The 13,778-nt window shown below is 74.0% G+C and carries 18 protein-coding genes; 15 read left to right on the top strand and 3 right to left on the bottom strand.

Going from position 1 to position 13,778, the window contains the following annotated elements; translation table 11 throughout:
• Positions 1–121 precede the first annotated feature (121 nt).
• From ACSU6Z_RS13570 to ACSU6Z_RS13535, 8 genes are all read left to right on the top strand, one after another.
• A complete protein-coding gene (locus tag ACSU6Z_RS13570; protein WP_437045629.1) occupies positions 122–970 on the top strand; it encodes an alpha/beta hydrolase in 849 nt (282 codons plus the stop codon).
• A gap of 37 nt (positions 971–1,007) precedes the next feature.
• Complete coding sequence (locus tag ACSU6Z_RS13565; protein ID WP_437045627.1) at positions 1,008–1,262, top strand: MoaD/ThiS family protein; 255 nt, start codon at positions 1,008–1,010, stop codon at positions 1,260–1,262.
• Positions 1,263–1,269: 7 nt separating this feature from the next.
• Positions 1,270–2,508, top strand: coding sequence for a hypothetical protein (locus ACSU6Z_RS13560; protein WP_437045626.1), 1,239 nt, complete (start codon positions 1,270–1,272; stop codon positions 2,506–2,508).
• 217 nt (positions 2,509–2,725) lie between these two features.
• Entirely contained in the window at positions 2,726–3,460 is a 735-nt protein-coding gene (locus tag ACSU6Z_RS13555; protein WP_437045624.1) for an LmeA family phospholipid-binding protein, read from the top strand.
• A gap of 207 nt (positions 3,461–3,667) precedes the next feature.
• Positions 3,668–3,748, top strand: a complete 81-nt coding sequence (locus ACSU6Z_RS13550; RefSeq protein WP_350751515.1) for an Ms5788A family Cys-rich leader peptide — start codon at positions 3,668–3,670, stop codon at positions 3,746–3,748.
• A gap of 129 nt (positions 3,749–3,877) precedes the next feature.
• The gene (locus ACSU6Z_RS13545; RefSeq protein WP_437045622.1) at positions 3,878–4,717 is read left to right on the top strand and encodes a sulfurtransferase; all 840 of its coding nucleotides are present in this window, start codon (positions 3,878–3,880) and stop codon (positions 4,715–4,717) included.
• Positions 4,718–4,757: 40 nt separating this feature from the next.
• On the top strand, positions 4,758–5,045 hold the full coding sequence (locus tag ACSU6Z_RS13540) for a DUF1416 domain-containing protein (protein ID WP_028421436.1): 288 nt from the start codon (positions 4,758–4,760) through the stop codon (positions 5,043–5,045).
• A 91-nt stretch (positions 5,046–5,136) separates the two neighbouring features.
• The gene (locus tag ACSU6Z_RS13535; protein ID WP_437045621.1) at positions 5,137–5,436 is read left to right on the top strand and encodes a DUF3099 domain-containing protein; all 300 of its coding nucleotides are present in this window, start codon (positions 5,137–5,139) and stop codon (positions 5,434–5,436) included.
• A 24-nt stretch (positions 5,437–5,460) separates the two neighbouring features.
• Here ACSU6Z_RS13535 and ACSU6Z_RS13530 read toward each other — a convergent pair whose 3' ends face one another.
• Positions 5,461–5,823, bottom strand: a complete 363-nt coding sequence (locus ACSU6Z_RS13530; protein WP_437045619.1) for a DsrE family protein — start codon at positions 5,821–5,823, stop codon at positions 5,461–5,463.
• A gap of 284 nt (positions 5,824–6,107) precedes the next feature.
• On the opposite strand from ACSU6Z_RS13530, the gene ACSU6Z_RS13525 reads away from it, so the two are divergent.
• The 3 genes from ACSU6Z_RS13525 to ygfZ are packed head-to-tail and all read left to right on the top strand — an operon-like array spanning position 6,108 to position 8,120.
• The gene (locus ACSU6Z_RS13525) at positions 6,108–6,683 is read left to right on the top strand and encodes an FABP family protein (RefSeq protein ID WP_437045618.1); all 576 of its coding nucleotides are present in this window, start codon (positions 6,108–6,110) and stop codon (positions 6,681–6,683) included.
• 15 nt (positions 6,684–6,698) lie between these two features.
• Positions 6,699–7,145, top strand: coding sequence for a Fur family transcriptional regulator (locus tag ACSU6Z_RS13520; protein ID WP_437045616.1), 447 nt, complete (start codon positions 6,699–6,701; stop codon positions 7,143–7,145).
• A gap of 9 nt (positions 7,146–7,154) precedes the next feature.
• The gene (ygfZ, locus tag ACSU6Z_RS13515) at positions 7,155–8,120 is read left to right on the top strand and encodes a CAF17-like 4Fe-4S cluster assembly/insertion protein YgfZ (RefSeq protein WP_437045614.1); all 966 of its coding nucleotides are present in this window, start codon (positions 7,155–7,157) and stop codon (positions 8,118–8,120) included.
• A 25-nt stretch (positions 8,121–8,145) separates the two neighbouring features.
• Here ygfZ and dtd read toward each other — a convergent pair whose 3' ends face one another.
• Positions 8,146–8,571, bottom strand: a complete 426-nt coding sequence (dtd, locus tag ACSU6Z_RS13510; RefSeq protein WP_437045612.1) for a D-aminoacyl-tRNA deacylase — start codon at positions 8,569–8,571, stop codon at positions 8,146–8,148.
• Positions 8,572–8,742: 171 nt separating this feature from the next.
• On the opposite strand from dtd, the gene ACSU6Z_RS13505 reads away from it, so the two are divergent.
• The 3 genes from ACSU6Z_RS13505 to ACSU6Z_RS13495 all read left to right on the top strand — a co-directional run bounded on the left by ACSU6Z_RS13505 (position 8,743) and on the right by ACSU6Z_RS13495 (position 12,346).
• Entirely contained in the window at positions 8,743–9,360 is a 618-nt protein-coding gene (locus tag ACSU6Z_RS13505) for an RsiG family protein (RefSeq protein ID WP_437045611.1), read from the top strand.
• A gap of 276 nt (positions 9,361–9,636) precedes the next feature.
• On the top strand, positions 9,637–10,248 hold the full coding sequence (locus tag ACSU6Z_RS13500) for a TetR family transcriptional regulator (RefSeq protein WP_437045609.1): 612 nt from the start codon (positions 9,637–9,639) through the stop codon (positions 10,246–10,248).
• Positions 10,249–10,297: 49 nt separating this feature from the next.
• On the top strand, positions 10,298–12,346 hold the full coding sequence (locus tag ACSU6Z_RS13495) for a HelD family protein (RefSeq protein WP_437045607.1): 2,049 nt from the start codon (positions 10,298–10,300) through the stop codon (positions 12,344–12,346).
• A 23-nt stretch (positions 12,347–12,369) separates the two neighbouring features.
• Here ACSU6Z_RS13495 and ACSU6Z_RS13490 read toward each other — a convergent pair whose 3' ends face one another.
• A complete protein-coding gene (locus ACSU6Z_RS13490; protein WP_437045605.1) occupies positions 12,370–13,269 on the bottom strand; it encodes an NAD(P)-dependent oxidoreductase in 900 nt (299 codons plus the stop codon).
• Between the two features lie 57 nt (positions 13,270–13,326).
• On the opposite strand from ACSU6Z_RS13490, the gene ACSU6Z_RS13485 reads away from it, so the two are divergent.
• Positions 13,327–13,674: a winged helix-turn-helix transcriptional regulator gene (locus tag ACSU6Z_RS13485; RefSeq protein ID WP_437045604.1), complete on the top strand. Its 348-nt coding sequence runs from the start codon at positions 13,327–13,329 to the stop codon at positions 13,672–13,674.
• The last annotated feature ends 104 nt before the right edge of the window (positions 13,675–13,778 follow it).

The following is a 13,778-nucleotide window of genomic DNA, read 5'->3' as shown; positions in this document are numbered from 1 at the left end:
CCGTTATGCGTCCGACGGCCCGTACACCTGCGGTTTCCCGCGTCGTATACAACGCTTCCGAAAGCACAAAAGGATCCGGGGGCTACGTTGCCCGGATCCTCTGCGCAGCAGAATAGCCGACATGGGTTCCGGTCGGTCAGGTCATGTGGCGCGTTCCACGCCTCGTCCGCATGGCGAGACGCCCCGCCGGGCGCCGGCGCGGACGTTCCTGCGCACGGCCGACGGCGTGCGGATCGACGCCGCGTACGCGCCGGGCGCGGCGGCGCGCGGCGCGGCGGGAGGGCGCGTGCCGGTGTTCGTGGTGGCGCACGGCTTCACCGGTGACGCGGACCGCCCGCACGTCCGCCGCGTCGCGGCCGCGTTCGCCCGCCACGGCGCCGTCGTCACCTTCTCCTTCCGGGGGCACGGCGCCTCCGGCGGGCGCTCCACGGTCGGCGACCGGGAGGTGTACGACCTGGCGGCGGCGGTCGCCTGGGCGCGCGGCTTCGGGCACGCGCGCGTGGTCACCGTCGGCTTCTCCATGGGCGGCTCGGTGGTCCTGCGGCACGCGGCGCTGCACGGCGGCGGCGACGACCCGGCCCGCGCGGACGCGGTGGTGTCGGTGAGCGCGCCCGCCCGCTGGTACTACCGGGGCACCGCCCCCATGCGCCGGCTGCACTGGCTGGTGACCCGCCCCGAGGGCCGGGTCGTGGGCCGCTACGGCTTCCGCACCCGCATCCACCACCGGGACTGGGACCCGGTGCCGCTGTCGCCGGCGGAGGCGGCCGCCCGGATCGCCCCGGTGCCCCTGCTCGTCGTCCACGGCGACCGGGACCCCTATTTCCCCGTCGACCACCCGCGGATGCTGGCCGAGGCCGCCGGTGACCACGGCGAACTCTGGCTGGAACCCGGCATGGGCCACGCCGAGCGCGCCTGCGGGGAGGAGCTGCTGCGCCGGATCGGGGACTGGGCCGCGGCCCGGGCGGGCTAGCCTGGCCGTGTTCACTGCCGATCGACTAAGGATCCAGATGGCAAAGGTCACGGTGCGCTACTGGGCCGCCGCGAAGGCCGCGGCCGGGGCGGCCGAGGAGTCGTACGAGGCGGCCACGCTCGCCGAGGCGCTCGACGCGGTGCGCGAACGGCACCCCGGCGAACTCCGGCGCGTGCTGGCGCGCTGCTCGTTCCTGGTCGACGGCGACCCTGTGGGCACCCGCGCGCACGAGACGGTACGGCTGGCCGACGGCGGCACGGTCGAGGTGCTCCCGCCGTTCGCAGGAGGGTGACCGACCGATGACGAACCGACCGTACGACCATCCGCACGAGGGGTACGGGGCGCAGGACCCGTACCGGCAGCAGCAGTCCGCCCCGCCGCCGGCCGCCTGGCCGGGCCGGCAGGCGTACGACGACCCGTACGCCGCCGAGCACACGCAGCAGTGGCAGGGGCAGACGTGGGAGACGCAGACGCAGCCGCCGGTCCCCGCGGAGGAGACGGCGTATACGCCGCCGCCGGCTCACCGGGAACCGGCGGGGCCGGCATACGGCGCCCAGGCGTACCACGGCCACCCCCAGCCCCAGGCCGAGCCCTACCGGCAGCAGCCCCAAACGCACCAGCCGTACGAACCGCGGCCCCAAACGCACCAGCCGTACCCGGCGCAGGACCGGCACCACGGCACCCACGCCCCGCCGGTCTCCCCCGCGCCAGCGCCAGCGCCCGCGCCCGCCCCCGCACCTGCACCCGCCACCGACTACGGCCCGGCGACCCTCGGCGGCAACGCGCGCATCACCGACGCGCAGCGGGCCCGGGCCGAGGGCCGGTCGCCGATCATCGAACCGGGGATGCAGCCGGCGGCGCTCACCGCGCTGCTCGGCCTGCTGCTGGCCGGGGCGGCGGCGATCGGCACGTACGCCCTGCTCGTCCCGCTCGTCGTGCTCCAGGCCGTCACCGCGGCGGGCTGGTTCCGGCTGAACGGCATGTGGCCCGCCCGGCAGGGCATCGCGCTCGGCTTCCTGGGCGCGCTCGTCGCGGACGCGGCGCTGCTGGCGGCGGACCGCTCCCCGGCGGCGATCCTCGGCACGCTCGGGGTGTGGGTGCTGCTCGCCCTCGTCCTGCAACTGCGCTCGCACGCCGACCCGGACGAGCGGATGTACGGCCTGATGGCGACCGTCGCCGCGTCGGCGCTGGCCATCGTCGCGGGCGGGTACCTCGCGGCCGACGGGGACGCGGTCGCGGTCGGCGCGGCCGCGGTGGCGGTGGCCGCCGTGGCGCGGGCGCTGCCGCTGCCCACGCCCGTCTCGGTGGTCGTCTCGCTGCTGGCCGCGGCCGGCGCCGGGATCGCGGCCGGCGGGATGACGGGCATCGGGGCGCCGGGGGCGCTGCTCGGGGCGGGCGCGGCGGCGTGCGCGCTGATCGGCCACCGGGCGGCGAGCTACGACTACCCCTCCCGTTTCGTGCACTTCACCGCCGGGGTGGCCCTGCCGCTGGCGGCGGCGGCTCCGGCGGTGTACCTGCTGGGGCGGGCGCTGGGCTGACGGACGGCCGGAAGGCGGCCCGGGGGAGGTCCAGGGGGGCGGCCCGCCGTGGGCGGTGGGCCGCCGCGGACGGGGAACGCGCTGTTCCGCGTGTCACAGGTGATCCACGAATCCCGGGCGGCCGCCCGCGTCGGGGTTACCCTCGCGCTGGGCGGTCACCGAGGGCCGTCCGGGACGGTACCGCCGTCGACGACCGCCTAGGTGGGGGACACACCGCATGCGCGCACTGCGAATACTGCTGATCGTCGTCGTGATCCTGGGCGGGCTGTTCGTGGCCGCGGACCGCCTCGCGGTGAACTTCGCGGAGGACGAGGCGGCCGACCGGCTGCGCAGGACCGAGAACCTCGCCGCCACCCCGGACGTGTCCATCGCGGGCTTCCCGTTCCTCACCCAGCTCGCCGGCGGGAAGCTGGACGACGTGGAGGTCGGCATCGGCACCTACGAGGCGGCCGCCGGCGACGGCGGGACGATCCGCATCGACGACCTGAAGGCGGACATGGAGGGCGTCGCGTTCTCCGGCGACTTCAGCTCCGCCACCGCCGCCGCCGCCACGGGCACGGCGACGATCCCCTATGCCGAGCTGCTGAGGACCGTCGGGCCCGAGCCCGCCCAGGTCGGCCCCGGCGTCACCGCCCGGATCACCGGCCTCTCCGACGGCGGCGACGGGAAGATCGCGGTCGAGGTCGAGGCGACGGTCTTCGGCGTCGAGCTGCCCCGCCCGGTCACCCTGCTCAGCTCGGTCGCGGTCCGGGACGGCCGGGTCGAGGTGGCGGCCGACTCCCTCCCCCGGATCGGCGGCGTCGACCTCGCCGAGTCCCGGCTGCGGGAGGTGACCGACTTCCGGCAGGCGATCGACCGGCTGCCCGGCGGCATCGAGCTCGACGGGGTGCGGGCGACGCGGGACGGCATCGAGATCACGGTGAAGGGTTCGAACGTCCGGCTGGCCGGGTAGGACGGGACACGCGTGCGCGGCGGCGAGGACCGCCGTCCGAGAGGTGAGACGGCCCTGTCCGTACCGCAGATGTGACACCGGACGCCCCTGCCCGGAGGCCCTCGGGCGGCGCCCGCAGGCGTTCGGCATCTCAAAGGACGGGCGATTGCGTCTCAGAATCCGACACACCGGTGACATGTCCACCGGTCCGTCCCTACGATCGCAGTCATGAAGCGACAGGCGGATCTCACGAAGCGGCGGGCAGTGGACCTGTGCCGCGTTGCCGCCATGCTCTGTCGCCCGTTCTGAGCGGAAGCACCGCCTTCCGCGTCCCCCGCCGCCCGCACCAGGGCCTTCGCGCGCCGCCCCGGCACGAGTCCGGGCACGCGCACCCCTCGCACACGCCTGTCCCGCCGCAACTGCCCCGGAGGAGAAAGCATGAGCCGCAGCGACGTCCTGGTCGACGCCGACTGGCTGCAGGACCACCTGGACGACCCGAACATCGCGATCGTCGAGGTGGACGAGGACACGTCCGCGTACGACAAGAACCACATCCGCAACGCCATCAAGATCGACTGGACGCAGGACCTCCAGGACCCGGTCCGCCGCGACTTCATCGACCAGGAGGGCTTCGAGAAGCTCCTGTCGGCCAAGGGCATCGCCAACGACACGCTGGTGATCCTCTACGGCGGCAACAACAACTGGTTCGCCTCCTACGCGTACTGGTACTTCAAGCTCTACGGCCACGAGAACGTCAAGCTCCTCGACGGCGGCCGCAAGAAGTGGGAGCTGGACGCCCGCGAGCTGGTCGAGGAGGTGCCCGAGCGCCCGGCCACCCAGTACAAGGCCAAGCCGCAGAACACCGCGATCCGCGCCTTCCGCGACGACGTCGTCAAGGCGATCGGCAACCAGAACCTGGTCGACGTCCGCTCCCCCGACGAGTTCTCCGGCAAGCTGCTCGCCCCGGCCCACCTGCCGCAGGAGCAGTCCCAGCGCCCGGGCCACGTCCCGACCGCCAAGAACATCCCGTGGTCGAAGAACGCCAACGACGACGGCACGTTCAAGTCGGACGAGGAGCTGAAGAAGCTCTACGAGCAGGAGAACGTCGACCTCTCCAAGGACACCATCGCCTACTGCCGCATCGGCGAGCGCTCGGCCCTGACCTGGTTCGTCCTGCACGAGCTGCTGGGCGTGGAGAACGTCAAGAACTACGACGGCTCCTGGACCGAGTACGGCTCCCTCGTCGGCGTGCCGATCGAGCTCGGCGCCGGCAAGTAAGCATCCCGACCGACCTTTCCCAACCCCTCAGGAGTACGACATGTGCGGAGCGAAGGCCGGCGGCCCGGACGCCTCGACGATCAAGCCGGGTGAGACCACGATCCAGGGTCAGGTGACCCGCGACGGCGAGCCGGTGACGGGCTACGTCCGTCTGCTGGACTCGACCGGCGAGTTCACGGCGGAGGTCCCCACCTCCGCGACGGGCCAGTTCCGCTTCTACGCGGCCGAGGGCACCTGGACCGTCCGCGCCCTGGTGCCGGGCGCCACCGCCGACCGCACGGTCGTCGCCCAGAAGGGCGGCCTGGCGGAGGTCGCCATCGCCGTCTGACGGCACGCGCACGGCGAGGGGGCCGCACCCCGCGGGTTGGACGCCCGGGGTGCGGCCCCCTCGCCGTGCCCGGCGGGCCTACGCTGGACACATGTACGCACAGCGGCGTCGTCGGTACTTCGCGATGATGGGGACGTGCGTCGCACTGTTCGTCCTGGCCTGCGCCGTCGTCCGCCTGTGGTCCGTCCCGGCGGCCGTCGCCCTGTGCCTGGTCGCCATGGTCATCCCGCCGCTGGCCGCCGTGGTCGCCAACCGCCGGGGCCCCGACGACCGCTGGTGGGACGAACCTCCCCCGAGCTCCCGGCCCCGCTCGAGCGGGGAGGACCCCTGCGGCGACCCGCAGTCCGACGAGTGGTGGGACGAACTGGACGGCAGGCGCCGCGGAGGCTGAGGCGGCCGAGGGGGCAGGGGCCGTTCAGTACACGAGCGCCTGCGCGCCGTCCGCCAGCGCCTCCTGGACGAACACCTGCGCGCCCGCGATCCGCACGCCCTCGATCACGTCCTCCTCCGTGATCCCGCGGCGGGCCGCGCACTGCGTGCACAGCGTCAGCCGCCCGCCGGCCAGGATCGAGTCGACGAGGTCGGGCAGCGGGGCCGCGTGCGGCAGCTCGAACTCGGCGGCCCGGCCCGGCAGGGCGAACCAGGACGACTCACCGGTCAGCCACAGGGAGACGTCCACCCCGCTGGCCACGGCGACCGCCGCCACCGTGAAGGCCTGCGAGCAGCGCTCGGGGGCATCGGCCCCCGCGGTCACCTTGATCACGAGCTTCTTCGCCATGACCGCATCGTACGGCCGCCGGGCGGGCGGACCCGGTTGCGGCGGCGGGGCGCACCTCGCGGGGAGGGGCGGGCCCCGGCCGCGTAAGCTGGGCCCCGGCCCTGTGCACGTAGCGCACGCACCGCACTCCGCTCAAGCGAGGAGCACCCCGTGGAGATCTTCTTCGAAATCCTGCTGGTCCTGGTCTGCGTCGGCGTCCTCGCCTTCGCCGGACTGACCGTGAAGAAGCTGTTCCAGGGCCAGCGCTGACGCCCCCACTTCCGTACGAGACATCTGAGCTGCTCATGATCGAGATCCCGTCCGACCTCCACAAGGACCTCGTCCCGCTCGCCTTCCTGCTCGGCAACTGGGCGGGTGCGGGCGTGCACGACTTCCCCGGTTCCGAGAAGTGCAACTTCGGGCAGGAGGTCACCTTCACCCACGACGGCCGGGACTTCCTCGAGTACCACTCCCGCACCTGGGTGCTGGACAAGGACGGCAACAAGGTCCGTCCCCTGGAGTCCGAGCACGGCTACTGGCGCATCGACGCCGACCGCAAGGTCGAGGTGACGATGACCCGGGACGACGGCGTCATCGAGATCTGGTACGGCGAGATGGCCGACAAGAAGCCGCAGATCGACCTGGTGACCGACGCCGTGGCCCGCACGCCCGCCTCCCCCGCCTACAGCGGCGGCAAGCGCCTGTACGGCTACGTCAAGGGCGACCTGATGTGGGTCGGCGAGAAGCAGACCCCCGAGGTCCCGCTGCGCCCCTACATGTCGGCGCAGCTGAAGAAGGTCGTCACCCCCGAGGAGGTCGAGCGCTGGGCCAAGGCCCTCCCGGACGACCTGCCCGACGACGGGATCGCCTTCTTCAAGTAGCCCTAGACTCGTGGTGTGGTGAGCACCGACTGGAAGAGCGACCTCAGGCAGCGCGGCTACCGGCTGACGCCGCAGCGGCAACTCGTGCTCGAAGCCGTGGACACCCTGGAGCACGCGACCCCCGACGACATCCTCAGCGAAGTGAGGAAGACGGCGTCGGGGGTCAACATTTCCACGGTGTACCGGACGCTGGAGCTGCTGGAGGAGCTGGGGCTGGTCAGCCACGCGCACCTCGGGCACGGGGCGCCGACGTACCACCTCGCCGACCGGCACCGCCATCTCCACCTGGTCTGCCGGGACTGCTCCGACGTCATCGAGGCGGACCTGAGCGTCGCCGCCGACTTCACCGCCAAGCTGCGGGAGGAGTTCGGCTTCGACACGGACATGAAGCACTTCGCGATCTTCGGGCGGTGCCGGAAGTGCGCCGACGGGTCCGGCAAGGGCTCACCCGGCGAGTCGTAGGCTAGGCATATGAAAAGCCCCCTGCTGTCCCTGCCCGGCGCCGTGCCCGCAGAGGGTGTGGACGAAGGCGTCGCCGCCCACTACGGCGATCTGTTCCGTGAGCAGCGTGCCCTCGCCGACGGCACCGGTTTCGTCGACCTCTCCCACCGGGGCGTCGTCACCGTCTCCGGCGAGGACCGGCTCGGCTGGCTGCACCTGCTGCTCACCCAGCACGTCAGCGAGCTCCCCGCCGGCCAGGCCACGGAGGCGCTGATCCTCTCCGCCCACGGTCACATCGAGCACGCCCTGTACCTCGTGGACGACGGCGCGACGGTCTGGGCGCACGTCGAGCCGGGCACCCAGGAGGCGTTGGTCGCGTACCTGGAGTCGATGAAGTTCTTCTACCGGGTGGAGGTCGCCGACCGCACCGCCGACATCGCGGTCGTCCACCTGCCGGCCGGTTCCATCACCGAGGCGCCCGAGGGCACCGTGGTGCGGGAGACCCCGTACGGGCGCGACCTGTTCCTGCCGCGCGCGGACCTGGAGGCGTACGCCGCCCAGGCCGGGCCGCCGGCCGGGATCCTCGCGTACGAGGCGCTGCGCGTGGAGCAGCACCGCCCGCGCCTGGGCTTCGAGACCGACCACCGCACCATCCCGCACGAGCTGGGCTGGATCGGATCCGCCGTCCACCTCCAGAAGGGCTGCTACCGGGGCCAGGAGACGGTCGCCCGGGTGCAGAACCTGGGCAAGCCGCCGCGCCGGCTGGTCTTCCTGCACCTGGACGGCAGCGAGGTGCACCTGCCGGTGCCCGGGACGGAGATCCGGCTCGCCGACGACGGCGCGGACGGCCGGAAGGTCGGGTTCGTCACCACCTCCGTACGCCACCACGAGCTGGGCCCGGTCGCCCTCGCCCTGGTGAAGCGGAACGTGCCGGTGGAGGCGCGGCTGGTGGCCGGGGACACGGCCGCCGCCCAGGAGACCGTCGTCGAGCCCTGAGGCCCCTCGCGGGTCCCCTCGGGCCTCAGATCTCCAGCAGGACGGTGAAGGGGCCGTCGTTCGTCAGCCCCACCCGCATCCGCGCGCCGAACCTGCCCGTCACCACCGTCGCGCCCAGCGCGCGCAGCCGGGCGACGACCTCGTCGACGAGCGGTTCGGCGACCTCGCCGGGGGCGGCGGCGTTCCAGGTGGGGCGCCGGCCCTTGCGGGCGTCGCCGTACAGGGTGAACTGACTGACCACCAAAAGCGGGGCACCCGTGTCGCTGCACGACTTCTCGTCGTTCAACATGCGCAGCGACCACAGTTTGCGGGCCAGCCGGTCCGCCTTCTCCTTCGTGTCGTCGTGGGTGACGCCGACCAGGACGCACAGCCCCTCGCCCTCGATCGCGCCCACCGTCTCGCCGTCCACGACGACGCTCGCACCGTCCACCCTCTGCACCACCGCACGCATGGAGCCCATGATGCCGGTGGGGACGGAGTGATCCGGCAGGGGGGCACAGGGGGGCTGGTTTTGCCTCTGTAACCCCCCATCTGGGGCTGATCGGGCGCACTCGTTCACATAGGCGCCACTTGGGGTGGCACGATGCTGTCCACACGCCGGTCGAGGGGACGGTAGAGGCACATGAGCACATCGAGCACCGGGCAGCACCCGGGGGCTTTCTCGGCCACCCACGCGGTCGGCCGGGAGACGCCCCGGCCGCCCGTCCAGCGCACGGACAGCCCGGAGCTGCCCGCGCATCCGTCCAAGCCCGGCCTGGCCGAGCTGAGCCTGCCCGAGCTGCGCGCGCTGCGCCGGGACGCCCAGCGCGAGGAGGCCGACCTGAGCTACGTGCGGCGGCTGCTGCAGGGGAGGATCGACATCCTGCGGGCCGAGCTGGCGCGGCGCGGCCCGGCGTCCGCGCGGGACCGGGACGAGACGTCCGTGGTGGAACGGCTCCCGGAGATCCTGACGGACGCCCCGGCCCGGCACCGCTCCTCGGCCCGGCACGTGACGCTGGGCACCCCGCACAGCGAGGAGTGCCGGCTGCTGGCCGAGGAGATGCTGGCGGAGGTGTCCCTGTCGGACCTCGGCGCGCGCACCGACCAGGAACTGGACAGCGCGATGGGACGGCTCGTCCGGTACGAGCAGCAGGTCTCCCGGCGGCGGCAGCGGCTGCAGCGCACGGCCGACGGGTGCGGCGCGGAGATCGCCCGCCGCTACCGGGACGGGGAGGCGCAGGTGGAGGACCTGCTCGTCTGAGACGCGGGACCCGGGCGGCGCGTCCCCGTGGCGGGCGCGCGGCCACGGGATGGGCGAGGGGCGGGCGCGGGAGGAGCGGGCGGGCGCCGCACGGAAGGCCGACGCCCTGCTGCGCGCGTCCGTGCGGCCCCGGTGCCCGGACGTGTTCTGAGGTTCCCCCTCCGCCGGTGACGGGTGTGCGCGTCCGCGGCGTGCTCCCGGGCCGCGGTGGTCGCCGTGGTGCGGTGGCCGTCGCCGGGCGGCGCGCGGGGCGGGGCGCTGCGTAGGCTCACCGCCATGAGCGAGATCGGTCTGCGGGAGCGCAAGAGGCAGCGGATGTACCAGGTGCTGTCGGACATCGCCGTCCGGCTCTTCCTGGAGAAGGGGTTCGACGCGGTGTCCGTCGCCGAGGTGGCCGCCGCGGCGGAGGTGTCCAAGCCGACGCTCTTCCGGTACTTCCCGGCCAAGGAGGACCTCGTCCTGCACCGGATCGCCGATCACGTGGGGGAGGCGGCACGGGTGGTGGGACAGGGGCCGACGCCCGTGGAGGCGCTGCGGCGGCACTTCCTCGACGGGCTCCGGCGGCACGATCCGATCACCGGGCTGAACGACGACCCGGAGGTGCTGGCCTACCACGCGCTGCTGTACGGGACGCCCGCGCTGGTCGCCCGGCTGCACACGTTCCTGGAGCGCTCCGAGGCCGCGCTCGCGACGGCGCTGGGCGGCGATCTGGACGCGCGGCTGGCCGCGGGGCAGATCATCGCCGTGCAGCGGATCCTCGCCCAGGAGAACTGGCGGCGGATCGCGGCCGGGGAGCGTGCGGCGGACATACGGGAGGACGCGGTGGCCGCGGCGGAGCGGGCGTTCGAGCTGCTGGCGGCGGGACTGCCGCACCTCGCCCGATCGTGACTGAGTAAAGAATCTAACTCGGTTACGTTATTCCGGTACGCTCGGGGGAATGACGTCACCCGACCCCGCCCTCCACCACGCCCTCGCCCGGGAACGCGCCCACCACGACCGCTGCCGCGCCGCCCTCGCCGCCATGGCCGAGGGGGCCCGCGACCAGGTCGTCACCGGCGAGGACGTCTCCGCCTCCGGCGCCGACGCCGAAGTACTCGGCTACCACCTGCGCAGCCACGCCAAGGCGCTGCGCGAACTGCCCGAGGGGCCCTTGTTCTTCGGGCGGCTCGACTTCGCGGACGCGCGGGCGGGCGGCGCGGGGGAGCACACCGGGCAGCGCTACCACATCGGGCGGCTGCGGATCACCGAGCACCCGGCCGAACCGCCCCTGGTCGTCGACTGGCGGGCCCCCGTCTCCCGCGCCTTCTACCAGGCCACCGCCCGCGACCCGCAGGGCGTCGCCGTCCGCCGCCGCTTCGGCTGGGCCCCCGGCAGCCGGGGCGACAGCACCGACCTGACCGGCCTGGAGGACGAGCACCTCGGCCGCGGCGAGTCCGGGGCCGGCGACATCGTCGCCCGGGAGATCGAACGGCCGCGCGTGGGGCCCATGCGGGACATCGCCGCCACCATCCAGCCCGAACAGGACGACCTCATCCGCGGCGACCTGGCCGCCTCCGTCTGCGTGCAGGGCGCCCCCGGCACCGGCAAGACCGCCGTCGGCCTGCACCGGGCCGCCTACCTGCTCTACACCCACCCGCAGCGCGTCAAGCGCGGCGGCCTGCTGATCCTCGGCCCGAACCGCACCTTCCTCTCCTACATCTCCGCCGTGCTCCCCGCCCTCGGCGAGACCGGCGTGCGGCAGTCCACCCTCCACGAGGAGATCGCCCGGCACCCCGTCACCGGAACCGACGACGAGCGGGCCGCCGCCGTCAAGCACGACGCGCGGATGGCCGAGGTGCTGCGGCGGGCGCTGTACGCGCGCGTGCGGGCCGACGCCGCCGGCGCCCTCGTCGTACCGGACGGCTCCGCCCGCCGGCGGGTGCCCGACGACGAGCTCGCGCGGATCGTCGCCGGGGTGCGGGCGGAGGAACCGCCGTACGACATCGGGCGGGAGCGGGTGCGCGGCCGGATCGTGCGGTACCTACGGGACCAGGCCGAGCGGCGCGGCGGGCCGCGCACCACCGCCTGGGCGCGCCGGATCGAACGGGCCCGGCCGCTCACCGCCTGCCTCGACGCCGTGTGGCCCCGGGTGCGGCCGGAGGAGGTCGTCACCGGACTGCTCGGCGACCCCGACGCGCTGGCGCGGGCCGCCGACGGGCTGCTGGACGCCGACGAGCAGAAGGCCGTGCTGTGGGCGAGGCCGCCGCGGTCGTGGAAGTCGGCCCGCTGGTCCGCCGCCGACCTGGTCCTCCTCGACGAGGCGGCCGGACTCCTCGGCCACCCCGAGGGGTACGGCCACATCGTCGTCGACGAGGCGCAGGACCTGTCGCCGATGGAGTGCCGGGCCATCGCCCGGCGGGCGTCCTACGGCTCCCTCACCGTCCTCGGCGACCTGGCCCAGGGCACCACCCCGTGGGCGGCCCGCTCCTGGGAGGCGGTCCTGGGCCACCTGGGCGTGCCGGAGGCGGCCGTGGTGCCGCTGACCACCGGCTTCCGGGTGCCGCGGGCGGTCGTCGAACTGACCAACCGGCTGCTGGACCGGCTGGACGTCGACGTCCCGCCCGCCCGCTCCCTGCGCGGCGACGGTGAGCTTTCCTTCCGCGAGGTCACGCCCGGCGGCGTGCCGGACGCGGTCGCCGCCGCCGTACGGGACGCGCTCGCCCGGGAGGGCTCCGTCGGGGTCGTCGCCGCCGACGCGGAGGTGCCCCGGGTGCGGGCGGCGCTGGACGCGGCGGGCATCGCGGCGGCGGGACCGGAGGAACCGGGCGCCCGGGTGGCGGTGGTCCCGGCGGGCCTCGTCAAGGGCCTGGAGTACGACCACGTCGTGGCCGTCGAACCGGCGGCGATCGCCGAGGCGGAGGAGCGGGGGCTGCACCGGCTGTACGTGGTGCTGACCCGGGCGGTGTCCCGGCTGGAGGTGGTGCACGGGCGGCCGCTGCCGTTCTGAACGGCCCGGCCGCCCGTGCGGGGTCAGGACCGGCCCAGCACCTCCACGACCCGGCTGAAGCCGTCCCCGCCGTGCCCGCGCGCGATGACCCGCCGGGCCTGGCCCTCGATCACCCGCATCACGCTCGCGTCGATGCCGTGGGCCTCGGAGGCGTGGACGACGTGCGCCATCGTCGACGCCGCCGACGTGATCGGGTTCAGCTCGCCGGAGTAGGTCCCGGCGTCGACGTCACCGGCGAACTCCGTGAACAACGGCGGCAGGATGGCGGCGATGCCCCCGGCGAAGGGGGCCAGCTCCCGTGCGGTGACGCCCTCCGCCCGGGCCACGGCGAGGGCGTGCGTGTAACCCGCCATCGAGGTCCAGAAGATGTCCAGCAGCGCGACGTCGTACGCCGCGGCCCGGCCGATGTCCTCGCCGAGGTGGGTACGGGAGCCGCCGAGCGCCGCCAGCACCGGCTCGTGCTCCCGGTACAGCTCCTGCGGGCCGCTGAACAGGAACACCGCGTCGGGCGTGCCGATGGTCGGCGTCGGCGTCATGATCGCGCCGTCCAGGTAGCGGACGCCGTGCTCCGCCGCCCAGGCCGCGGTGGACCGGGACCGCTCGGGCGTGTCGGCGCTCAGGTTCACCACCGTACGGCCTTTCAGGGCGGCGGTGACGGCGTCCTGGCGCAGGACGGCGTCGGAGGCGTCGTAGTTCACGACGCAGACGACGGTCAGGTCGCCGGCGGCCACCGCCTCCGCGGCGGAGGCGGCCGGGACGGCTCCCCGGGCGATCAGCTCGGTGTCCCGGCCGGGGGTGCGGTTCCAGACGACGGTGCGCAGGCCGGCGTCCAGGAACGCACCCGCCAGCGCCCGGCCCATCGGACCGAGCCCGAGGACGGTGACGGTGCCGGTGGAGGCCGACTGGATGTCGTGCACGGACATGGATGAACTCCCATAATGAGCAAAGGACTTGATGATCAGCGAAGAATGGGGCGGGGCATGGTGCACCGACGTCACGACCCGGAGGTCTGCGGCGTGACCGCCGCGATCGCCGTGATCGAGGGCAAGTGGAAGACCTCGCTGCTGTGGCTGCTGGAATCCGGCCCGCGCCGCCCGGCCGAACTGCGCCGGAGCCTGCCCGGCCTCACCGAGAAGGTGCTGACTCAGGCGCTGCGCGAGATGGAGGCGGACGGACTGGTACACCGCGAGGTGTACGACGTGCTGCCGCCGAAGACGGAATACTCCCTGACGCCCTTCGGCCGCGACCTCGCCGACGCGCTCGGCCCCCTTGCGGACTGGGGACATCGCCGCCTGGAGCGACTGACCGGGACGCGCTCGGCGTCCTGACGCATCGGCACCTCCGTCCCGTCTCCTCCGGTCCCGGCGGCCCCGTGCCGCTCGCCCTCACCAGGTTCGGCGGACGGCCGCCCGCTGCCAAGTACGCACAAAAA

This window comes from Streptomyces sp. enrichment culture (assembly GCF_964273145.1).
Lineage (GTDB): Bacteria > Actinomycetota > Actinomycetes > Streptomycetales > Streptomycetaceae > Streptomyces.
The sequence above is the reverse complement of the archived record's forward strand: the minus strand, read 5'-3'. Positions and strand labels throughout refer to the sequence as shown.